General features: G+C 68.4%; 20 protein-coding genes. 12 read left to right on the plus strand and 8 right to left on the minus strand.

From position 1 onward, the window contains the following. Positions 1–18 precede the first annotated feature (18 nt). The 5 genes from pstB to mshD all read right to left on the minus strand — a co-directional run bounded on the left by pstB (position 19) and on the right by mshD (position 5095). Entirely contained in the window at positions 19–795 is a 777-nt protein-coding gene (gene pstB, locus NE236_RS25730; protein ID WP_252844707.1) for a phosphate ABC transporter ATP-binding protein PstB, read from the minus strand. Between the two features lie 13 nt (positions 796–808). Further along, a complete protein-coding gene (gene pstA / locus NE236_RS25735) occupies positions 809–1687 on the minus strand; it encodes a phosphate ABC transporter permease PstA (RefSeq protein WP_308209157.1) in 879 nt (292 codons plus the stop codon). Beyond that, the gene (gene pstC, locus NE236_RS25740) at positions 1684–2661 is read right to left on the minus strand and encodes a phosphate ABC transporter permease subunit PstC (RefSeq protein WP_252844708.1); all 978 of its coding nucleotides are present in this window, start codon (positions 2659–2661) and stop codon (positions 1684–1686) included. Before pstC ends, pstA begins: the two co-directional genes overlap by 4 nt. A gap of 106 nt (positions 2662–2767) precedes the next feature. After that, positions 2768–3868, minus strand: coding sequence for a phosphate ABC transporter substrate-binding protein PstS (pstS, locus tag NE236_RS25745; RefSeq protein ID WP_252844709.1), 1101 nt, complete (start codon positions 3866–3868; stop codon positions 2768–2770). Between the two features lie 369 nt (positions 3869–4237). Then, the gene (gene mshD, locus NE236_RS25750) at positions 4238–5095 is read right to left on the minus strand and encodes a mycothiol synthase (protein WP_252844730.1); all 858 of its coding nucleotides are present in this window, start codon (positions 5093–5095) and stop codon (positions 4238–4240) included. 118 nt (positions 5096–5213) lie between these two features. Between mshD and NE236_RS25755 the strand changes: the two genes are divergently transcribed. Further along, the gene (locus NE236_RS25755) at positions 5214–5957 is read left to right on the plus strand and encodes a hypothetical protein (protein WP_252844710.1); all 744 of its coding nucleotides are present in this window, start codon (positions 5214–5216) and stop codon (positions 5955–5957) included. Between the two features lie 207 nt (positions 5958–6164). Here NE236_RS25755 and NE236_RS25760 read toward each other — a convergent pair whose 3' ends face one another. Then, positions 6165–6872: a winged helix-turn-helix transcriptional regulator gene (locus NE236_RS25760; RefSeq protein WP_252844711.1), complete on the minus strand. Its 708-nt coding sequence runs from the start codon at positions 6870–6872 to the stop codon at positions 6165–6167. Between the two features lie 137 nt (positions 6873–7009). On the opposite strand from NE236_RS25760, the gene NE236_RS25765 reads away from it, so the two are divergent. The 10 genes from NE236_RS25765 to NE236_RS25805 all read left to right on the plus strand — a co-directional run bounded on the left by NE236_RS25765 (position 7010) and on the right by NE236_RS25805 (position 12398). Further along, positions 7010–7264 carry a MoaD/ThiS family protein gene (locus NE236_RS25765; RefSeq protein WP_252844712.1) on the plus strand — a complete coding sequence of 85 codons (255 nt, stop codon included), beginning with the start codon at positions 7010–7012 and terminating at the stop codon, positions 7262–7264. 147 nt (positions 7265–7411) lie between these two features. Further along, positions 7412–8116 (plus strand): LmeA family phospholipid-binding protein, encoded by a 705-nt coding sequence (locus NE236_RS25770; protein ID WP_252844713.1) that lies wholly within the window; start codon positions 7412–7414, stop codon positions 8114–8116. 68 nt (positions 8117–8184) lie between these two features. Then, entirely contained in the window at positions 8185–8694 is a 510-nt protein-coding gene (locus tag NE236_RS25775) for a sigma-70 family RNA polymerase sigma factor (RefSeq protein WP_252844714.1), read from the plus strand. Next, a complete protein-coding gene (locus NE236_RS25780) occupies positions 8691–9380 on the plus strand; it encodes a zf-HC2 domain-containing protein (RefSeq protein WP_252844715.1) in 690 nt (229 codons plus the stop codon). The genes NE236_RS25775 and NE236_RS25780 overlap by 4 nt, the downstream gene beginning before the upstream one ends. A gap of 150 nt (positions 9381–9530) precedes the next feature. Further along, a complete protein-coding gene (locus tag NE236_RS25785; protein ID WP_252844731.1) occupies positions 9531–9842 on the plus strand; it encodes a thioredoxin family protein in 312 nt (103 codons plus the stop codon). 175 nt (positions 9843–10017) lie between these two features. Beyond that, complete coding sequence (locus NE236_RS45215; protein ID WP_372494437.1) at positions 10018–10182, plus strand: putative leader peptide; 165 nt, start codon at positions 10018–10020, stop codon at positions 10180–10182. Positions 10183–10238: 56 nt separating this feature from the next. Then, positions 10239–10661, plus strand: a complete 423-nt coding sequence (locus NE236_RS25790) for a DUF4395 domain-containing protein (protein WP_252844716.1) — start codon at positions 10239–10241, stop codon at positions 10659–10661. A 75-nt stretch (positions 10662–10736) separates the two neighbouring features. Beyond that, the gene (locus tag NE236_RS25795) at positions 10737–11576 is read left to right on the plus strand and encodes a sulfurtransferase (RefSeq protein WP_252844717.1); all 840 of its coding nucleotides are present in this window, start codon (positions 10737–10739) and stop codon (positions 11574–11576) included. A 44-nt stretch (positions 11577–11620) separates the two neighbouring features. Next, positions 11621–11929, plus strand: a complete 309-nt coding sequence (locus tag NE236_RS25800; protein ID WP_252844718.1) for a DUF1416 domain-containing protein — start codon at positions 11621–11623, stop codon at positions 11927–11929. 133 nt (positions 11930–12062) lie between these two features. Beyond that, the gene (locus NE236_RS25805) at positions 12063–12398 is read left to right on the plus strand and encodes a hypothetical protein (protein ID WP_252844719.1); all 336 of its coding nucleotides are present in this window, start codon (positions 12063–12065) and stop codon (positions 12396–12398) included. 193 nt (positions 12399–12591) lie between these two features. Here NE236_RS25805 and NE236_RS25810 read toward each other — a convergent pair whose 3' ends face one another. Next, positions 12592–13197 (minus strand): hypothetical protein, encoded by a 606-nt coding sequence (locus tag NE236_RS25810; RefSeq protein WP_252844720.1) that lies wholly within the window; start codon positions 13195–13197, stop codon positions 12592–12594. A 13-nt stretch (positions 13198–13210) separates the two neighbouring features. Then, positions 13211–16777, minus strand: coding sequence for a DUF6782 family putative metallopeptidase (locus NE236_RS25815; RefSeq protein WP_252844721.1), 3567 nt, complete (start codon positions 16775–16777; stop codon positions 13211–13213). A gap of 674 nt (positions 16778–17451) precedes the next feature. Between NE236_RS25815 and NE236_RS25820 the strand changes: the two genes are divergently transcribed. After that, positions 17452–17595 (plus strand): hypothetical protein, encoded by a 144-nt coding sequence (locus NE236_RS25820; RefSeq protein ID WP_252844722.1) that lies wholly within the window; start codon positions 17452–17454, stop codon positions 17593–17595. Positions 17596–17763: the final 168 nt, after the last annotated feature.

The following is a 17763-nucleotide window of genomic DNA, read 5'->3' on the forward strand; positions in this document are numbered from 1 at the left end:
CCGCCCGGCGTCGGCCCATCAGCCGAATCGGCCGGTGATGTAATCCTCCGTGGCCTTCTCGCCCGGATTCGTGAAGATCTTGTTCGTCTCGTCGATCTCCACCATCCGTCCGGGCTTGCCCGGGCCGGCGAGGTTGAAGAAGGCCGTACGGTCGCTGACGCGGGCGGCCTGCTGCATGTTGTGCGTCACGATGACGATCGTGTACTGGTCCTTCAGGTTGGCGATGAGGTCCTCGATCGCCAGCGTGGAGATCGGGTCCAGCGCCGAGCACGGCTCGTCCATCAGCAGCACCTGCGGCTCGACCGCGATGGCACGGGCGATGCAGAGTCGCTGCTGCTGACCGCCGGACAGACCTGCCCCCGGACGGCCCAGCCGGTCCTTGACCTCGTTCCACAGGTTCGCGCCGCGCAGGGACTTCTCCACGATCTCGTCGAGCTGCCCCTTGCGGCGAACGCCGTTCAGCTTCAGACCCGCGACGACGTTCTCGTAGATCGACATCGTGGGGAACGGGTTCGGCCGCTGGAAGACCATGCCGATGACCCGCCGGACGGCGACGGGGTCGACGCCCGCCCCGTACAGGTCCACTTCGTCGAGGAGCACCTTGCCCTCGACCCGTGCGCTCGGGATCACCTCGTGCATCCGGTTGAGCGTCCGCAGGAACGTCGACTTGCCGCACCCGGAGGGGCCGATGAACGCGGTCACCGAGCGCGGTTCGATCGTCATCGAGATGTCCTCGATGGCCCGGGTCTTGCCGTAGTAGGCGTTGAGCCCGGAGACCTCGATCCGCTTGGCCATGGGGGGAGTACTCCTATCGGGATACGGGCTTGCGCAGGCGGGCGATGAGGCGCGCCGCCAGGTTGAGCAGCATGATGAAGAGGATCAGCGTGAGCGCGCCGGTCCACGCCCGGTCGATGGCGACCTGCTGGGGGAGCTGTGCCTGATCCCAGATGAACAGCGGCAGCGACATCTGCGGGCCCTTGAACGGGTCGTTGTTGATCGCCGTTGTGACGAAGACCGTCACCAGCAGTGGCGCGGTCTCGCCCATGACGCGGGCGACGGCCAGCATGACGCCCGTGATGATTCCGGTGAACGCCGTCGGCAGCACGACGAAGCAGATCGTCCGCCAGCGCGGCACGCCGAGCGCGAACGACGCCTCGCGCAGGTCGTTCGGCACGAGCTTCAGCATCTCCTCGGCGGCCCGCACGACGGTCGGCATCATGAGGATCGACAGCGACATCGAACCGGCGAAGCCCATGTACTCGAAGCCGAGCAGCTTCAGCCAGAAGGCGAAGATGAACAGGCCGGCCACGATCGAGGGCACACCGGTCATGACGTCGACGAAGAAGGTCACGACGCGGGCCAGCCTGCCGCCCCCGCCGTACTCGACGAGGTAGACGGCGGTGAGCACGCCGATGGGGATCGCGATGACGCTGGCCAGACCGACCTGCTCGATCGTGCCGATGATCGCGTGGTACGCACCACCGCCGGCGTCGCGGCCGCCGATCGCGTTCATGGAGTGGGTGAAGAACTCCACGTCGAACCGCTTGAGGCCGTTCTTCACGACCGTCCACAGCACGGTGACCAGCGGGATGAGGGCCAGCGCGAAGGCGACGCAGACCAGGACCAGGGCGACCTTGTCCTTGATCTTGCGGGCCGCGGACGGGCCGGAGAGGTCGATGGCGCTCACACGAACTCCTTCCGTCGGGCGACGACCGCCCGGGCGGCCATGTTCACGAGAAGGGTGATCACGAAGAGCACCAGGCCGGAGGCGATCAGGGCGCTCTGGCCGTTCGGACCGGCCATACCGAACGTGTTGGCGATGTTGGCCGCGAAGGTGTTACCACCCGGCTTGAGGATGTGCAGGCTGATCCCCGCCGCGGAGCCCAGCACCAGGGCCACCGCGATCGTCTCGCCGAGCGCGCGGCCGAGGCCGAGCATCGAGGCGCTGATCATGCCGGAGCGTCCGAACGGCAGCACCGCCATCCGGATGACCTCCCAGCGGGTCGCGCCGAGCGCGAGGGCGGCCTCCACGTTGGGCCGCGGCACCTGGAGGAAGATCTCGCGGGAGATCGACGAGATGATCGGCAGGATCATGATCGCCAGTACGATCCCGGCGGTCAGCAGGCACCTTCCGCCCACGGCGTCGCCCCCGAAGAGCGGGATCCAGCTCGCGTGGCCGTGCAGGAAGTCCGCGACGTGGTTCATCTTCGGCACGAAGAACTGCAGGCCCCAGAGGCCGTAGACGATGCTGGGCACCGCGGCGAGCAGGTCCACGACGTAGCCGAGCCCGTCGGCGAGCCGCCGCGGCGCGTAGAAGGCGATGAAGAGCGCGATGCCGATCGCGATCGGCGTGGCGATTATCAACGCCAGCACCGACGACAGGACGGTGCCGAATGCCAGCTGGGCGATGCCGAACCGGGCCGGTGACGCGTCCGGGTTCCATTCCTGGGAGGTGATGAAGTTCGCCTTGTCGCTCTGCAACGCGGGCAGCGCCTTCACGATGAGGAACACCGCGATCGCCGCCATGATGGCGAGCAGCACGATGCCGGAGCCCTTCGCCGAGAGCCCGAACAGCCGGTCGCCCAGCCGCCCCGTACTCATCTTGCGGGCTTTCCCGCCCAGAGCACCGGTCGCGCCCTGTTCGAGGGTCTCGCTGGTCATCCGGCCTCCCGTGCCCACGGACTCACCCTGTCGTCCATAGAGATCTCTTCACTGCATGCGGCCGAGCCGGTACGGATGACCCGCACCGGCTCGGCACTCCTATCGGTCAGGACAGGCCCTTCACGGCGGCCTGGACCTTGGTCAGGATCGAGTCCGGCAGCGGGGCGTACCCGAGGCCGCTCAGCACCGACTGGCCCTGCTGGCTGGACGTGTAGGTCAGGTAGGACTTGACGAACTTCGCCTGCTGGTCGGGAAGGCCCTTCTCGCAGGCGACCTCGTAGGTCACCAGGACGATCGGGTAACCGTCCTTGGTCTTGTAGTCGACCTTGAGGGCGAGGTCGTTGCCGGTGCCCGCGACCGTGGCGCCCGCCGCGCCCTTGGAAGCGGTGTCGGAGGAGACCTCGACAAACTGGCCGGAGCCGTTGGCGACCTTCGCGGTCTGGAGCTTGCCGTTCGTGGCGTAGGACAGCTCCGCGTACGAGATCGCGCCCTCGGTCTGCTTCACGACCGTCGAGACACCGTCGGACTTGGTCGCGCCCTGGCCGCCCGGAGCGGTCCACTTCTTGCCACCCGCGAACTTCCAGATGTCCGGCGCGGTCGCGGTGAGGAACTTGGTGAAGTTGTCCGTCGTGCCCGAGTCGTCGGCACGGTGCACCGTCTTGATCGCGGTGCTGGGCAGCTTCGCCTGCGGGTTGTCCTTCTTGATCGCCGCGTCGTCCCAGGTCTTGACCTTGCCGGCGAAGATGCCCGCCAGCGTGGTCGGCGACAGCTGCAGGCCGTCGACGCCCTTGAGGTTGTAGACGACCGCGATCGGGCCGACGACCATCGGCAGGTCGATGGCCTTGCCGGTCTTGCAGCGCGCGTCCGCCGGGCCGTGCTCCTCGGGCTTCAGGGCCGAGTCGGAGCCGGCGAAGGCCACCTGACCCTGCGTGAACGCCTGGATGCCGGCACCCGAGCCGTTGGCGTTGTAGTTGAGGTTCGCTCCGGCGCAGTTCTGCTGGTAGCCCTTGGTCCACTCGCTGATGGCATTCGCCTGGGCCGTGGAGCCGGCGGCGTTGACCGTGGTCTTCGCGCAGTCGCCGCTCGCGGCGGAGGCGCCGCTGCCGCTGCCGCCACCGCCGTTGTTATCCGTACCGCACGCGGTCAGCGCGAGCGCACCCGCAAGGGCCACGCCGCCAATAGCGGCCAGCCGTGTGCTGTTGATCACCGAAGTCTCTCCTCAGATTTAGTCGGGCGGGCCCCGACGCATGCGGTCGGAAGCACCGTCGAGCCAGACGCTAAGGAGGAGAGATGTCCAGTCACTCCGATCCAGATGAACGGAGGATGAACGTGATCGTGACTTATCGCGAAAGGAGCACTTCCTTGCGGCATCCGTATGGTTAACACGCCTGGATGCGGGGCCTGTCAGGGCCGGTGGCCGTCCGCAGCCGGGCACGTCCGGGCGGTCGCCCGTCCGCGGCCCGGTCGCCCGCGCCGGCACCCGCGCGGTGTGCCAGGATCGGCGCACCCTCACCCCCGCCGACCGTCCGCCGGGGGGCCTGCCAGGAGGGTCGGCGCGCCGCCGCCTTCGGGCGGGTCAGCGTGCCGGGGCGCGGTACATCGCGTCGGTGGCGAAGTGCTCGAACCCGAGCCTCTCATAGAGGCCGGTCGCGGGCGTGTTCGACTCGTCGGCGTAGAGCATGACCGTCGGCAGCCCCAGCGACTTGAGGTGGTGCAGGCCGGCCAGCGTCAGCGCCCTGCCCAGCCCGAGCCCCTGGGCGGACGGGTCGACGCCGATGACGTACACCTCGCCGACGCCTCCCTCGTGAACCTTGGTCCAGTGGAAGCCGATCAGCTCGCCGTCCCGCTCCGCGAGGAAGAAACCCTCGGGTGAGAACCACGGCTCGCGCTCCCGGCGTTCGAGATCCGCGCGGGTCCAGGCGCCCTGTTCCGGGTGGTCCGCGAAGGCACGGGCGTTGACCCGCACCCACGCGTCCTCGTCCGCGCCCACCTCGAAGGTGCGCAGCCGCACGCCGGCGGGCCAGGTCACCTCCGGGAGCGGAGCGTCGAGAGGGCGCCGCATCTTCCACAGCGCCCGGAAACGCTCGAAGCCGAGCGAACCGGCCAGTGCCACGGCGCCTGGCAGCTCGCCGTGCGCCCACACCCTCAGCGACCCGGTCCGCTCGAGCAGCGCGGTGGCCAGGGCCCGCCCGTGCCCCCGGCGCCGGAACCCGGGATGGACCACGAACTCGGCCGCGTCGCCGTCCAGGACACCGACCCCCACGAGTGCCGGTCCGTCGTGGGCGAGGACCGCTCCGCCGCCGTCCCGCAGCCGCAACAGCGCGCTCTCACCCAGAGGTCGTACGCCGTCGGCCGCGGCCGCCGCCTCCACGACCGCCAACGCGCCCCTGACCTCGTCGTCCGTCAACCGTTCCCGCGTCATCACGTTCACGATCGGGAGCGTAGTCTCAGCCCCTTTGACCTTCGAAGTCAGGAGATCTGTTCGGAACCATTCCATCAGAGGGGAACGGTGCCATACGATCGGGCCCTCACCTGCGCGGAAGGCGGTCGTCGTGGGCGATCCCGGACTCCCGATCATGGCCGGTGCGCTCGCCGTGCCCGTCGGAGTGCTGCTCCTCGTTCTCGTGCTCGCGATGATGGGCCGCCGCTGGGTCCTGACGGGTCCGGACGAGACGTTCATGGCGGAGTACGAGGCCCGGTACGCGGACGACGATTTCGAGGATTTCGAGCCCGCGCCTTACGGGGCCGCGCCCGCGATCCCGCGGCACGCCTCGTCGACGGCGTACGACGCTTACGGATCCTCCGCTCCGGACGTGTACGCCGCTCCGCCCCGCGACCCCTACGGCACGCCCGTCCGGGAGCCCTACGCGTCGCCTCGGCCGTCTTCGCCGGGGGTCTCCGACTGGGAGCCCTACGTCCCGTCCCCACGACGGCCTCAGGAGGCGTCCTCCTGGCCGTCGTATGGAGCGCCCACCGAGGCGTACGAGGCGGCGCCCACCGACGCTTACGGAGCCCACGGAGCCGCGCCCGCCGACGCTTACGGAGCCGCTTCCACCGACGCTTACGGAGCGGCGCCCGGTGGCGCCTATGGGCCGACCGAGCGCGACCCGTACGGATCGGGAGGCCGGGACCTCTACGGATCGGCCGGGCGGCGCTCGTACGCCGCGTACGACGAGCAGGGGGACGCCGCTCCGGCGCGCGACCGGTCCGAGCCGCCGACGTACCGCGACGACCCGTGGTACCGCGCGCCCGAGGACCCGCAGGGCTTTCCCTACGGCCCGTACGACTCCCGCTGAGCGGCACCGTCCAGGCCGGTACGAGGGCGCCTTCGCAGCCGCTGGACCACGGCCCGTCGGCCGCCGGACCCGGCTGGACGCAGCCGAGCTGACACCGCCGCCGGGGCTGGTCGGCGGTGGGCGGGTGCTCATGCCTCGTGGGGCTGGTGATCCGCGACGAACCGGCGGCGGATCATGTGTCCGGGCGGTGCCCCCGCCCGGGACCGGTCATTGATTGACCGGAACCTCCTCGTCCGTGGGGCGGTGGTCGGCGACGAACCGGTAGCCGACGTTTCGAACCGTTCCGATGAGTGATTCGTACTCCGCGCCGAGCTTGGCCCGCAGCCGACGAACGTGGACGTCCACGGTCCGCGTGCCACCGAAGTAGTCGTACCCCCAGACCTCCTGCAGCAGCTGGGCGCGCGTGAAGACCCGGCCGGGGTGCTGGGCGAGGTACTTGAGCAGCTCGAACTCCTTGAACGTCAGGTCGAGCACGCGTCCGCGCAGCCGTGCGGTGTAGGTCGCCTCGTCGATCGTGAGCTCGCCGCTGCGGATCTCGCCGGGAACGTCATCCGGCTCAGCGGCGGCCACTCTCCCGGCCGCCAGCCGGATCCGCGCCTCGACCTCGGCGGGACCGGCGGTCTGCAGGAAGACGTCGTCGAGCCCCCACTCCGGGGTGAGGGCGGCCAGGCCGCCCTCGGTGACGATCGCGATCAGGGGAGCGTCCAGCCCGGTGGTGCGGAGGAGGCGGCAGAGGCTCTTGGCCTGGGCGAGGTCCCGGCGCGCGTCGACGAGCACCAGGTCGCAGGGGGGTGCGTCGATGAGGGCGGAGCCTTCCGCCGGAGCGACGCGAACGGAGTGCAGCAGCAGGCCCAGGGCGGGCAGGACTTCGTCGGAGGGTTCGAGCACGTTGGTCAGCAACAGCAGGCTACTCATACGGCCTCCTCGTCTGGCGGCCCCAAAAAGACGTTGAGGACCCGAGGGCGACGTTGCCCGGATCCCTAGTACGCGAGGATATCGGACAGAGGGCAAGAGCTCACTACCGGAGTGGTGTAGACCACGGGAGGGGGAACATGGCGAAGGGCCTGATCAGGTACTGGGCCGCCGCGCGCGCTGCGGCGGGGACCGCCGAGGAACCCTATGACGCTGAGACTCTGGCGGAGGCCCTGGCGGTCGCCTCGGCCGGTCGGGGAGCGGAGTTCGGGCGTGTCCTCGCCCGAAGCTCCTTCCTGGTGGAGGGAGCCCCGGTCGGCGGCAGGGACCACGCCACCGTCACGCTGCCCGACGGTGGCACGGTCGAGGTGCTGCCGCCGTTCGCCGGCGGATGAGGCCGGTGACGCCGATCTCGTCGCCCCGTGTGATCCGGTGATCTCATCATCCCGTGTGATCCGGTGACGCCGATCTCATCATGCGGTGTGATCCGGCGGCGGCCGTGCCATCGATAGGGTGATCGCCTATCGCCCATCGGGGGAGACATGCGCAAAGCATTCGTGACCTGCCTGATCCTGCTGGTCGTCTTCGGCGGAATCGCCATCGCCGGCGATATCATCGGCCGCCGGGTCGCGCAGAACGAGATCGCCAAGAACGTCGCCGCGCAATATCAGCTCGACCACACCCCCGAGGTGTCCATCAAGGGTTTCCCGTTCCTCACCCAGGCGCTGGATGGGCGGTACGACGAGATCGACATCAATGTCGGCGAGCTGAACGAGCAGGGTGTCCGGCTCACGGACACGATGGTCGCGCTGAAGGGCGTCACGGCGCCGATGTCGGACGCCATGAAGGGCGACTCCTCCAAGATGGTCGCCGACACGGCGACCTCCGCGGCCACCATCGGCTACGACGACGTGAACAAGGCCGCGCCGAACGGCATGAAGGTCTCGGCGCAGGGGTCCGCGCTGCAGGTGCGCGGCCCGTACAGCGTCCTGGGCGTCACACGGACCGTCACGGCGACGGTGACCGTGCAGCCGTCGGGCCGGACCATCCGCGTGGTCCCGCAGACGGTCAAGGCCGCGGGAATGTCCGTGCCGATCGGCCTGGTCCGCCAGGCCTTCACCTTCACGATGCCCGTCAAGAGCCTCCCGCTGGGCACGCGGATCAGCGACGTGCAGGTCAAGCCGGAGGGCCTGCGCGTGTCGACCACCGCGCAGAACGTCAAGCTGTCCAGCCTCAACGCCCACTGAGCCCACAGGAGTTCGCGGGGGATGCCGGGGCCGGTGAACCCCGCGTCCCCCTCGTACGTGCTGAGGGTGTGGGACCCACTGCGGACGACCGGCTGCTCCGGGCGCTGTACGCCGAGCACGGCGGACCGCTCCTGGGGTACGTCCTGCGGCTGACCGGCGGTGACCGCCAGCAGGCCGAGGACATCGTTCAGGAGACGCTGCTGCGTGCCTGGCGTCATCCCGGCGCGCTGGTCGGCCGCCCCGTACGGCCCTGGCTCTTCACGGTCGCCCGCAACCTCGTGGTGGACGCCCACCGGGCGCGCCGGTCACGGCCGCCCGAGACCGGAGAGGCGGCGCTGGCCGGCCTGCCGGCGGGCGACGACATCGACCGTGCCCTCGAATCGTGGACCGTCGCCGAGGCGCTGGCGGACCTCAGCTCCGAGCACCGCTCCGTGCTGATCGAGACGTACTACCGGGGACGTTCGGTGGCCGAGACTGCGGCGGTCCTGGGAATACCGGCCGGGACGGTCAAGTCACGGACGTACTACGCGCTGCGGGCGCTGAAACTGGCATTGGAGGAGCGGGGGTTGGCGCCATGACGCAGATCCGATGCGCCGAGCTACGCGCGCTGCTCGGCGTGTACGTCCTCGGCGCCATCGAGCCCGCCGAACGTGCCGTGGTCGACGCCCATCTCGCCCACTGCCGTCGGTGCCGCGACGAACTGGCGGGCCTGGCGGGCCTGCCCGCCCTGCTGGGCCGGGTGACCGAGGACCAGATCACGCAGGTGGGTCCTCCGCCGCACGAGCTGTTCGAGTCGGTGGTCGCCCGCGCCGCCGCCGAGCACCGCGCACGGAGCCGCCGGAACCGCGCGTTGCTGGCGGTGGCCGCTGCCGTCGCCCTGGTCACGGGAGGAGCGGGCGTCGCGGGCGGTCTCCGGCTCGGCGCGGATCACCCGGCCGCCACCCGTACGCCCGGCCCGGCGGTCGCCGCCGGCACGACCGTGCACGGCAGGGACGCGGCGACGGGCGTCGGCGCCCAGATCACGATGTGGTCCAAGGAATGGGGTACGGCGTTCACGGTCCGCCTGACCGGGGCTCCGGTCGGATCCCGCTGCCACCTGGTCGCGGTCGACCGGCAGGGGCGGCGTGACGTCGCGGGAGGCTGGCAGGTGGAGTACGAGGGGTCCGCGGAGTTCTCCGGATCGTCGATGATTCCCAGGGACCGGATCGCGTCGGTGGAGGTGCGTACCGTCGACGGGAAGCGGTTGCTCAGCGTTCGGGTCTGAGGCGGGCGGGAATGCCGGGTGCGGTGTTCGCCTTGTGACGAGGTGATGACCGGTTTCTACGTCGCGGCGGCGGCGCTCGTCCTGGCCACGGTGTCCGGCCTGATCTGGCGGCACCGCAATGGTGTGCTGCGCGCGCGGAAGGATGACGACGTGGAGCGTCTCGACGCGGCCGAGCTCGGGGCCGACCTCGGGGACAGGGCGACCCTGGTGCAGTTCTCCTCGGCGTTCTGCGCGCCGTGCCGCGCGACCCGTCGGATCCTCGGGGAGGTGGCCGGCGTGGTCGAGGGCGTGGTCCACGTCGAGCTCGACGCGGAGGCCAACCTCGACCTCGTACGGCGGCTGAACGTCCTGCGCACCCCGACCGTGTTCGTGCTCGACGGGTCCGGCCGGATCGTACGCCGCGGCTCCGGCCTGCCCCGCAAAGCGGACATAATCGCCGCCCTCGGCGAAGCCGTCGCCTGAGGCGCTCAACGCTCTGCCGACTCTCCCTCCCCGGCAGCGGTCGGCGTCGCGGTCGCCGAGCGCCTGGGTGTGCAGGAGATCGCCACACTCGACCGGCGGCACTTCAAGCGTGGTGCGGCCCCGGCACGCTGAGGCGTTCAAGATCCTTCCGTAGGGGTGTCTCCGCAGGTCGGAGATGCTCACAGGCCGAGGTTTCACGTCTCGATGGCCGAGACGGGGTTTTACGAAGCGCGAGACGGCGCTTACCATCGTGTCCGTGCGTTCCTGGACAGAGCTGCTGACGAAGCGACGGGCGGTCGATTTCTGCCGCGTCGCCACCGCGCTCTGTCCCGCGGCCTGAGGCAGTCAAGCCCGTCCAGCCCGTCGCACCACCGCAGTCACCGGGAGCATCAGCCGATGCAGGTCGACCCAAGGGGACAGCGTTTCGGCGCAACCCTCACCGCAATCGTCTTGGTCGTCGTTCTCGTGACCGGCAGTTGGTTGCTACTGGCGGCCCAGGCCGTCGTGTTCGTCGTCGGAGTCGTCTTCGGGCTCCGCAATGCCCCGTACGGCCTGATCTACCAGGCGCTCATCCGACCCCGGCTCGGCGCTCCCCGCGAGCTCGAGCCGGAGACGCCGCCCCGCTTCGCACAGGGAGTGGGGGCGGCGTTCGCCCTGATCGGGGTGTTCGGATACGCCCTGAAGGTCCCGGCACTGGGAATGACCGCGACCGCGCTCGCGTTGGTCGCGGCGGTCCTGAACGCCGCCTTCGGGGTCTGCCTGGGCTGTGAGGCTTATCTGCTGATCCGGCGGCTCGCTCCGAGGCGGGCCGCACCGTAGGCCGGGTTTGTCCAACAACACGGCCATGCCACGAACACCCGAAGAACGATCCGACTCCACCAAGGAGGACCACGCATGAGCCGCTCCGACGTCCTGGTCGATGCCGACTGGGTGCAGGCTCACCTCGACGACCCGGGTGTCGTCCTCGTCGAGGTCGACGAGGACACCAGCGCCTACGAGAAGGGCCACATCCGTGGCGCCGTCCGTATCGACTGGAAGACCGAACTGCAGGACCCGGTACGCCGCGACTTCGTCGACAAGACCGGGTTCCAGAACCTTCTCTCGGAGAAGGGCATCGCAGGCGACGACCTCATCATCCTCTACGGCGGCAACAACAACTGGTTCGCCGCGTACGCGTACTGGTATTTCCGGCTGTACGGCCACCAGAACGTCAAGCTGCTCGACGGCGGCCGTAAGAAGTGGGAGCTCGACTCCCGCGAGCTCGTCGAGGCGGTCCCGTCGCGGCCGAAGACCGACTACGTCGCCCAGGAGCAGGATCTGTCGATCCGCGCCTTCCGCGACGAGGTCGTCGAGGCCATCAGCACGAAGAACCTCGTGGACGTCCGCTCGCCCGACGAGTTCTCCGGCAAGCTCCTCGCCCCCGCCCACCTGCCGCAGGAGCAGGCGCAGCGGGGTGGCCACATCCCGACCGCGCGCAACATCCCGTGGTCGAAGGCGGCCAACGACGACGGCACCTTCAAGTCCGACGACGAGCTGCAGGAGCTCTACGAAGAGGCTGGCGTCGACCTGTCGAAGCCGACCATCGCCTACTGCCGCATCGGTGAGCGCTCGTCGCACACCTGGTTCGCCCTGCACGAGCTGCTGGGCCTGCCCGACGTGAAGAACTACGACGGTTCCTGGACCGAGTACGGCTCGCTCGTCGGCGTGCCGATCGAGCTCGGCGACGCCAAGTAGCCGATCGCCGGCCACAAGGACGCGCATCACAGCAAGGAGGAACAATGAGCGACAGCTGCGGAGCTCCGACCCAGACGGCGAGTCTGCCTGCCACGGTCGACCTGGCGAACGAAGCGGTCATCCAGGGCACGGTCGTGCGCGAGGGCGCCCCGGTGCCCGGGGCGTACGCGCGCCTGCTCGACGCGACGGGTGAGTTCACCGGCGAGGTCGTCACCAGCGACGAGGGGGTCTTCCGCTTCTTCGCCGCGCCCGGCGACTGGACGATCCGCGTGCTCGCCCCGGGCGGCGTCAGCATCGACTCGCAGGTGACCGCCGAGACCGGCGAGGTCGCCAAGCTTGAGGTCGCCATCTAGCCACGGACATCAAGAGTCCCGCCGCCACGCTCGCGTGACGGCGGGACTCTGCTTTCCGGGAACCGCGCGATGCTGTGCCACGTCCAATTCGACCGTGTGAGTCGTATCGGGAAGCATCATGACGTCCGAGACCTTGCAGTTCATCGTCATGGTCGACGGCGATGCGGATGAGGTGGCCCTTCTCCGGTGCGTGCTGAAAAACCTCCCGGACGCGGTTCGACTGAAGGCGCACTCGTGTGATGTCCGTGGAAACTGGCTGGAGATCTGGCAGAACGAGGACGCCGACCCGAATCTCGCCGAGAACGACGACGATGGTTACCTTTATTACCGTTGGCGGGTCGAGTTGACGCCGATGGGCGGCACTGTCGACGAGGACCACCAGGTAGAACTCGCTCGGGCGCTCATCGGAGCATTCGAGCGTGCCGACGGGCGCGCCGTGGTCCTGGCCAACTTCGAAGACCGTGTCTGACGGCGGCGAGAACAGCCGGAGGCGCGGTGCGTGCGATGGGCCGGGCGTCAGCGAAACGGCTCCACTCTGAGACGTCGATTCGCCGGAACGGAGGGTCCGGCCATGGACGCAGAGCGTCGAGGCGATTCACCAGCTTCGCCATGAAGTCCCGGACCGCCCACTCGCTGTGCGGCTGGGGTAGTGCGCCTTGTCGTCACATACTGATGGGGGTGGGAAGGCCGGATGCGATGGCTTCGACGTGTTCACTGACGTCACCGTCATGCGAGATGGTGAGCGTTCGGCGCTCCAGCGTCGAACCTCGCAGCACGAACAGCGTCACCGCGTACCCGTTGCCGGCGGCGCTGGAGGCCGACGATCGTACGAGGGTGCGAACCCTGCCGATCACCTCGGTCAGATCCTGTTGCTCCGCCGGGGTCCGGGGCTGGGCCCATGTGATGTCATCGGCGCTGTCGACCACGCCGCTGAACTCACGCATGGACCGGGTCGTCTCGACATGAGCACGTGCCAGCGCGACGGCGATCTCGGGAGATGTGATCCTTACACCGCTTGCCCGCAACATCGCAGAAAAAGCCTTCGGGTCCTCCGTCAGGTAGAAGACCTTCCGGTCGACCAGGCCGACATAGAAGCTCGCCCCGGCGTGGGGAAAGGACTCGAAGAGGACCAGCCGGGCACCACCGGGTAGCTGGTTTTTCGGCCTCATAATGCTCGCCGCCGGGTTCGCCGCGAGCTTTCCTTTTCCAGGAGGGCCTTTTGTGATCAGTGTGGTGCTGATCAATTGGCGAATAACGTTCAGTTCCATTTAATCCCTTTGATTATGGGGTTTGGCCGTACTGCTTCAGCCATTCATCGCAGGCGTCCCATTCATCGCCGTAGTGATCTGGATAAGGCTTTTTAGTGACCGTGCTGGTTACGCGGCCACTCTTGTATTCATCATAGACCGCCTGCCTGCCGGCGGTGTCACCGGCAATGGCGCGCTCATGGGGCGTGAGTATCCTGCCCTGCGATTGAGCGGCCCATTCGGCCTGCTGGACTCCGGTGTGATAGGCGGCGGTGAACTGGCTCTGAAAGGCCACATCGGGGAGATTCAGGTGCGGGTTGTTGGCCTGGAGATGTATATTCCCGTAGATCCCGTGGGCTGTGGCATCGGTCTCTTCGCTGAGGGTGGTATTGATGAAGTCTGTCCGGCCGAGTTTCGCAGGATCCGCATGCAAACCCTGATGTGCCCAGTCGGCATGGGCGGCCTCATGGATGACGACCGACGCGGCATTGTCGTTGTTTAGATCGATATATATCGTGTTTTTCGCGTGCTCGTAGAAGCTTCCGCCCTTCAACCGATACTCGACTTTCGTCCCATATTTTTTCATGATGCTGAGCGCTCTGCTGCCTTCCGGCCCCGCCTCGGTCAGCGCGCGGCGCGTCAACCAATACGTTTCCCTGCCATTCATGACCGCGTCGACCAGTTGGGCGTGTGTGCTCGGACGGGGGAACTGGTCGGGGGCGTGCGGCTGCGGGACGTGTTCCTCAAGAGCGCGATCCGCGTGCTCCGGGACGGAGCGGGTGGCCGCCTCCGGGGGCGGGGCGTTCTCTGCACGGTGCGCGGAGCCCGTGACCGGCGGGTCGGTGGTCAGGTGGCCGGCCGGCGGTTCATGCCCGGAGCCGCCGGTGTCCGGAGCCAGAATGGGCTCCGTGCCGGTGGCATGCGCTTCGAGTTGGTCGAGCCGCTCGATGACTTCGTTGTAGAACCGGCCGGGATCGCGGGGATTCTCCGCCTCGCCGTACCACTCGAAGTCCGAGCGCATCTCGGTGACGGCACGCCGAATGAAGTCTGCGTCCTGCCGACTGAGTGGATTGTCGATGTAGGTCGGTTCTAGAGTGCCATTGTACTCGACATAACCGTGAGTGAACTGGTTGTTCCTGGGATTCACTCCGGGTGCGCGGGAGACGCTTTCGAAATCGACCTTTCCGACTCGGCCATTACTGCGGTCGACGATCACATTCTCGTATTGGAAGTCCGAGTCGCCGATAAGGATCGAGTGTACCGCGATGACTTGACCGTCTCTGGTGTTGGCGAACGGTTTGACGTAATTCCTGAATGCCTCGCCGGAGCGGCTAATCTCATCTCCGGGCGATCCTTTCAGCGGAGTCATCACAATGGACTTGTCGCCGTCCATAATCACTTCGGAGAAGTGCCCGCCAAGTTTCCTTCCGAGCTTGGCGGATATGTACTCTGCCCGCGCCAATTCGGGGCGTGGCAGGCTCTTTTCGATGACCGTTCGGCCGTCGTTGTACGTGACGAGCCTTACTCCTCTGTTCTCCCCCCGGCGAGGCTCCTTCAGCCACTCAAAATCCTTCTCGCCGGACGCTCTGCTCCGCGCGAGCGATTCCGGGGTCAGCGGCGTGTGATCGCCGCCGGCGGTGGGCGTTCCGGAGACCGGGGTCGGGTCGACGGGGGCCGCGTGAGAGTCAGATGTGGTGTGGTCCGCTGCGTGGCCGTGGCCAGAGGACGGCGCGCCCTCCAAGGCGGTGGGATCGGCGCTGCGTCCGGCGGGATCGAGGAAGTGCCGGTCGATGACCTCGCCGACAACCCGCGCGAGTTCGCGCGGGTTGTCGGCCAGCCGGTGCTCGGTGAACAGTTCGGCGATGAATTCGTGCGGGTCCACGCTGGCGACGATCGACACTTCCCGCTCGATCCGGTTCTGCAGTGCCGGCGGGTGTTCCGCCAGAGACGCGTCGTACGGGGTGCGGAGGTGGTCGGAGACCACGTGGTTGATCTCGCTGAGGGCCTGGGGATCGTTGAGGATCTTCTCCATCAGGTGGTGACCGAACTCGTGCGTGACGGTCCCCCGGAGCGATCCTGAACCCGGCACACACCAGCCGTTCTGCTCCGACCAGGCACCCGACCGCTCGTATGCCGCGAGGTCGCGGAACTCACGGCTGTTGATATAGAGGCCGCTGTCATCGCCCGCGGTCTCCGCACGCATGGCCTCATTGGCACCGGGGTGATCGTCGCCGAAGACCTCGTGGAAGTCCTCGGCTTCGATCCTGCGTACGTTCCGGGCGGCCTCCGGATAGTCCCGCGCGAGAGGGTGCAGAGCCTCGTTGATTCCGCGTGCGGCCTCCGGGTTGAGGGGCTCGGAGCTGAAGTCCACCTCCGGAGAGCCGGCGTCGTGTTCCTCGAAGATCCCACGGGTCTGCTGCTCGGCCGATCCCAGCGCCTCATGGTCGACGGCAGGGCGGCGCAGCCAATCCGGCAGCTCATCATGGGCGAGCACATCGTCGGCCGCCTGGTCCCGGGGCTCGGACGCGTGGTCGTCGGGTGTGGGGATCGGTGTGTCGTCGGTGGCGTGCGCGGCCGGCGGGCCGGACCGGTCGTGTGTCCCCTCCGCACGTGGGGCGCCCTCGGTGAGCGGTCCGTGCTCTGGTGGATCGAGGATGTCGATGATCGACTTGTACGGGGTCGGCTCGTGGATCTTCGGTGCGATCGGCTCCGAGACGTCGACGACCTCGCGAAGGTGCACGGTCACCTGGTCGCCGTTGCGCTCCACGTCCAGAACGCGGAACGCCGTGTCCTTCGGGAAGAGCACTTCTCGCACCTGCGGCGCGGCGTGCATCCCCGGAGGGATGATCCTCCCGTTCTCGGAGTAGATCAAGAACCGCACGTTGCCGTTGAACCGCTGACGCGGATCCCAACTCGTGCTGGTGAACGCGGGCTCACGGACGATCTCGCCTGGACGGTAGTGATCGACCATGTGCATCTGCTCATGGTTGAGGTAGAGACCGCGTTCGACCGGACCGACGTATACGGGCGACTGGTTGAGAGCGGAGACGACGCACCTGATCACGGGTGCCAGCGGCTCGAGATATGCCAGGTCCCCTTCGTGTAGCGCCTGGTTGATCGAGGGGCCGTCGAACGTCGTGTAGTAGTACGTGGCAACCTGGTCCTCGATCGGAATGCGGTCCTGGGCGGCCGCCAGTTCCGGCGATTTCAGGTCTACGGGTCCGTTGCGGTCGAGCCACGTGCGCATATCGGTGATGCGCTGCGCCAGCTCCTGGAAGCTCTCTTCGCCGAGCACCTCACGGAGTGCCTGTCGGTCTTCGGCCGTGCTCCGGAAGTCCGGCCCGAGGTCGGAGATGCCGAGCCGCCGCATGCCTTCCTCGAAGGCCGCGACACGATCATGTGGGACCGCTTCGGCTATCGGGTGCTGGTCGCCCGGTGTCTCCCGGGTGCCCGAGGGCGTCTCGTGTGGTGTCGTCTGGCCGGCAGGCCGGTCCCGGTCGGCGGGATCCGGCCGCGACTCGGATGGACGGCGCTCGCCCGGCGTTTCGTGGCCACGAGGACCGGGCGTCGCCCGATCGTGAACGCCATGATCGATCGGCACGCCGACGACGCCGGGCTCATGTGCCTCGGGGCGCGGCGCGGCACTCGCCGATGGGGTCGATGGACCGCGGTCGTTTCCTGGCGTGGCGGGGTCGGCGGGCCGGGGCTGGTCGCCGGCAGGCCTCTCACTGGGTTTGGTGCCGTTGCCGTTTTCGTCTGGTTTGGTGGCGGTGGGTCCTTCACCGGGTCGTGTGCTGTTGCCGTGTTCGCCTGGCCTGGTGCCTTGTCCGGGCTCTGGGCCGGTCTCACCGGGCCGGGGGCCGTTGCCGGCCGGGCCTTCGGGGCGGCCGGGGGTGGTGCCGGGCCGGGGGGTGGTCCGGCCGTCGCCGTTCAGTATCTCGGCGGTCCTCGGGCGTGCCGTCTCGCTGGGGCGGGCGGCGGCGGGTGCGGTCTCGGGCGGTCGTGTCGGGAGCGTGGTGGGGCCGGGCTGGCTCGATGTGGCCGGTCCACGTTCGGAACCGCCGGTGCCGCCCGTGTCACCGCCGGTGTGCCCGTCATGGCCGCCGATGACCGGGTTGGTCTGCCCGCCCGTGACCGGTGACTCGGGAAGGTTGCCGACCCCGCCGCCACCCGCAGGGGGTTCCTGCCCACCGAAAGACGCCAGATCGGTGCCATGGGAGCCGCCAGGCGGTACGGCGTGACCCCCGCCCCCGCCAGGGCCAGCGTTTCCGTGCGATGCCCCGCTGGACGGCGCTGGCGGCGGCCCGTCACCACCACCAGACGACGGCGGAGGGCTGCCATCACCACCACCAGACGACGGTGGCGGAGGGTTGTCACCACCACCAGACGACGGCGAAGGCGAGCTGCCATCGCCACTAGACGACGGCGGAGGCCCGTCATTGCCACTCTGTGAACCGCCTCGGAAACGGCCCGCCGCGTGCTGGCCGAGTTCTTTGACACCCCCCAGCCCCGCCATGCCGAACCCGAACCCCGCCGCCTGACCGAAATTCATGTGATCCCGATCAAAAAGAAACTGGCCCGCCATGT

The organism is Actinoallomurus purpureus (genome assembly GCF_024055795.1).
Lineage (GTDB): Bacteria > Actinomycetota > Actinomycetes > Streptosporangiales > Streptosporangiaceae > Actinoallomurus > Actinoallomurus purpureus.

Coding starts and splice junctions, on each gene's coding strand:
- NE236_RS25770 (WP_252844713.1), top strand. CDS start 7,412: ATGCGCAAAGCATTCGTGACCTGCCTGATCCTGCTGGTCGTCTTCGGC.
- NE236_RS25760 (WP_252844711.1), bottom strand. CDS start 6,872: ATGAGTAGCCTGCTGTTGCTGACCAACGTGCTCGAACCCTCCGACGAA.
- NE236_RS25780 (WP_252844715.1), top strand. CDS start 8,691: ATGACGCAGATCCGATGCGCCGAGCTACGCGCGCTGCTCGGCGTGTAC.
- NE236_RS25820 (WP_252844722.1), top strand. CDS start 17,452: ATGCCCCGCTGGACGGCGCTGGCGGCGGCCCGTCACCACCACCAGACG.
- NE236_RS25810 (WP_252844720.1), bottom strand. CDS start 13,197: ATGGAACTGAACGTTATTCGCCAATTGATCAGCACCACACTGATCACA.
- NE236_RS25765 (WP_252844712.1), top strand. CDS start 7,010: ATGGCGAAGGGCCTGATCAGGTACTGGGCCGCCGCGCGCGCTGCGGCG.
- NE236_RS25800 (WP_252844718.1), top strand. CDS start 11,621: ATGAGCGACAGCTGCGGAGCTCCGACCCAGACGGCGAGTCTGCCTGCC.
- pstB (WP_252844707.1), bottom strand. CDS start 795: ATGGCCAAGCGGATCGAGGTCTCCGGGCTCAACGCCTACTACGGCAAG.
- NE236_RS45215 (WP_372494437.1), top strand. CDS start 10,018: ATGCTCACAGGCCGAGGTTTCACGTCTCGATGGCCGAGACGGGGTTTT.
- NE236_RS25795 (WP_252844717.1), top strand. CDS start 10,737: ATGAGCCGCTCCGACGTCCTGGTCGATGCCGACTGGGTGCAGGCTCAC.
- NE236_RS25790 (WP_252844716.1), top strand. CDS start 10,239: ATGCAGGTCGACCCAAGGGGACAGCGTTTCGGCGCAACCCTCACCGCA.
- pstC (WP_252844708.1), bottom strand. CDS start 2,661: ATGACCAGCGAGACCCTCGAACAGGGCGCGACCGGTGCTCTGGGCGGG.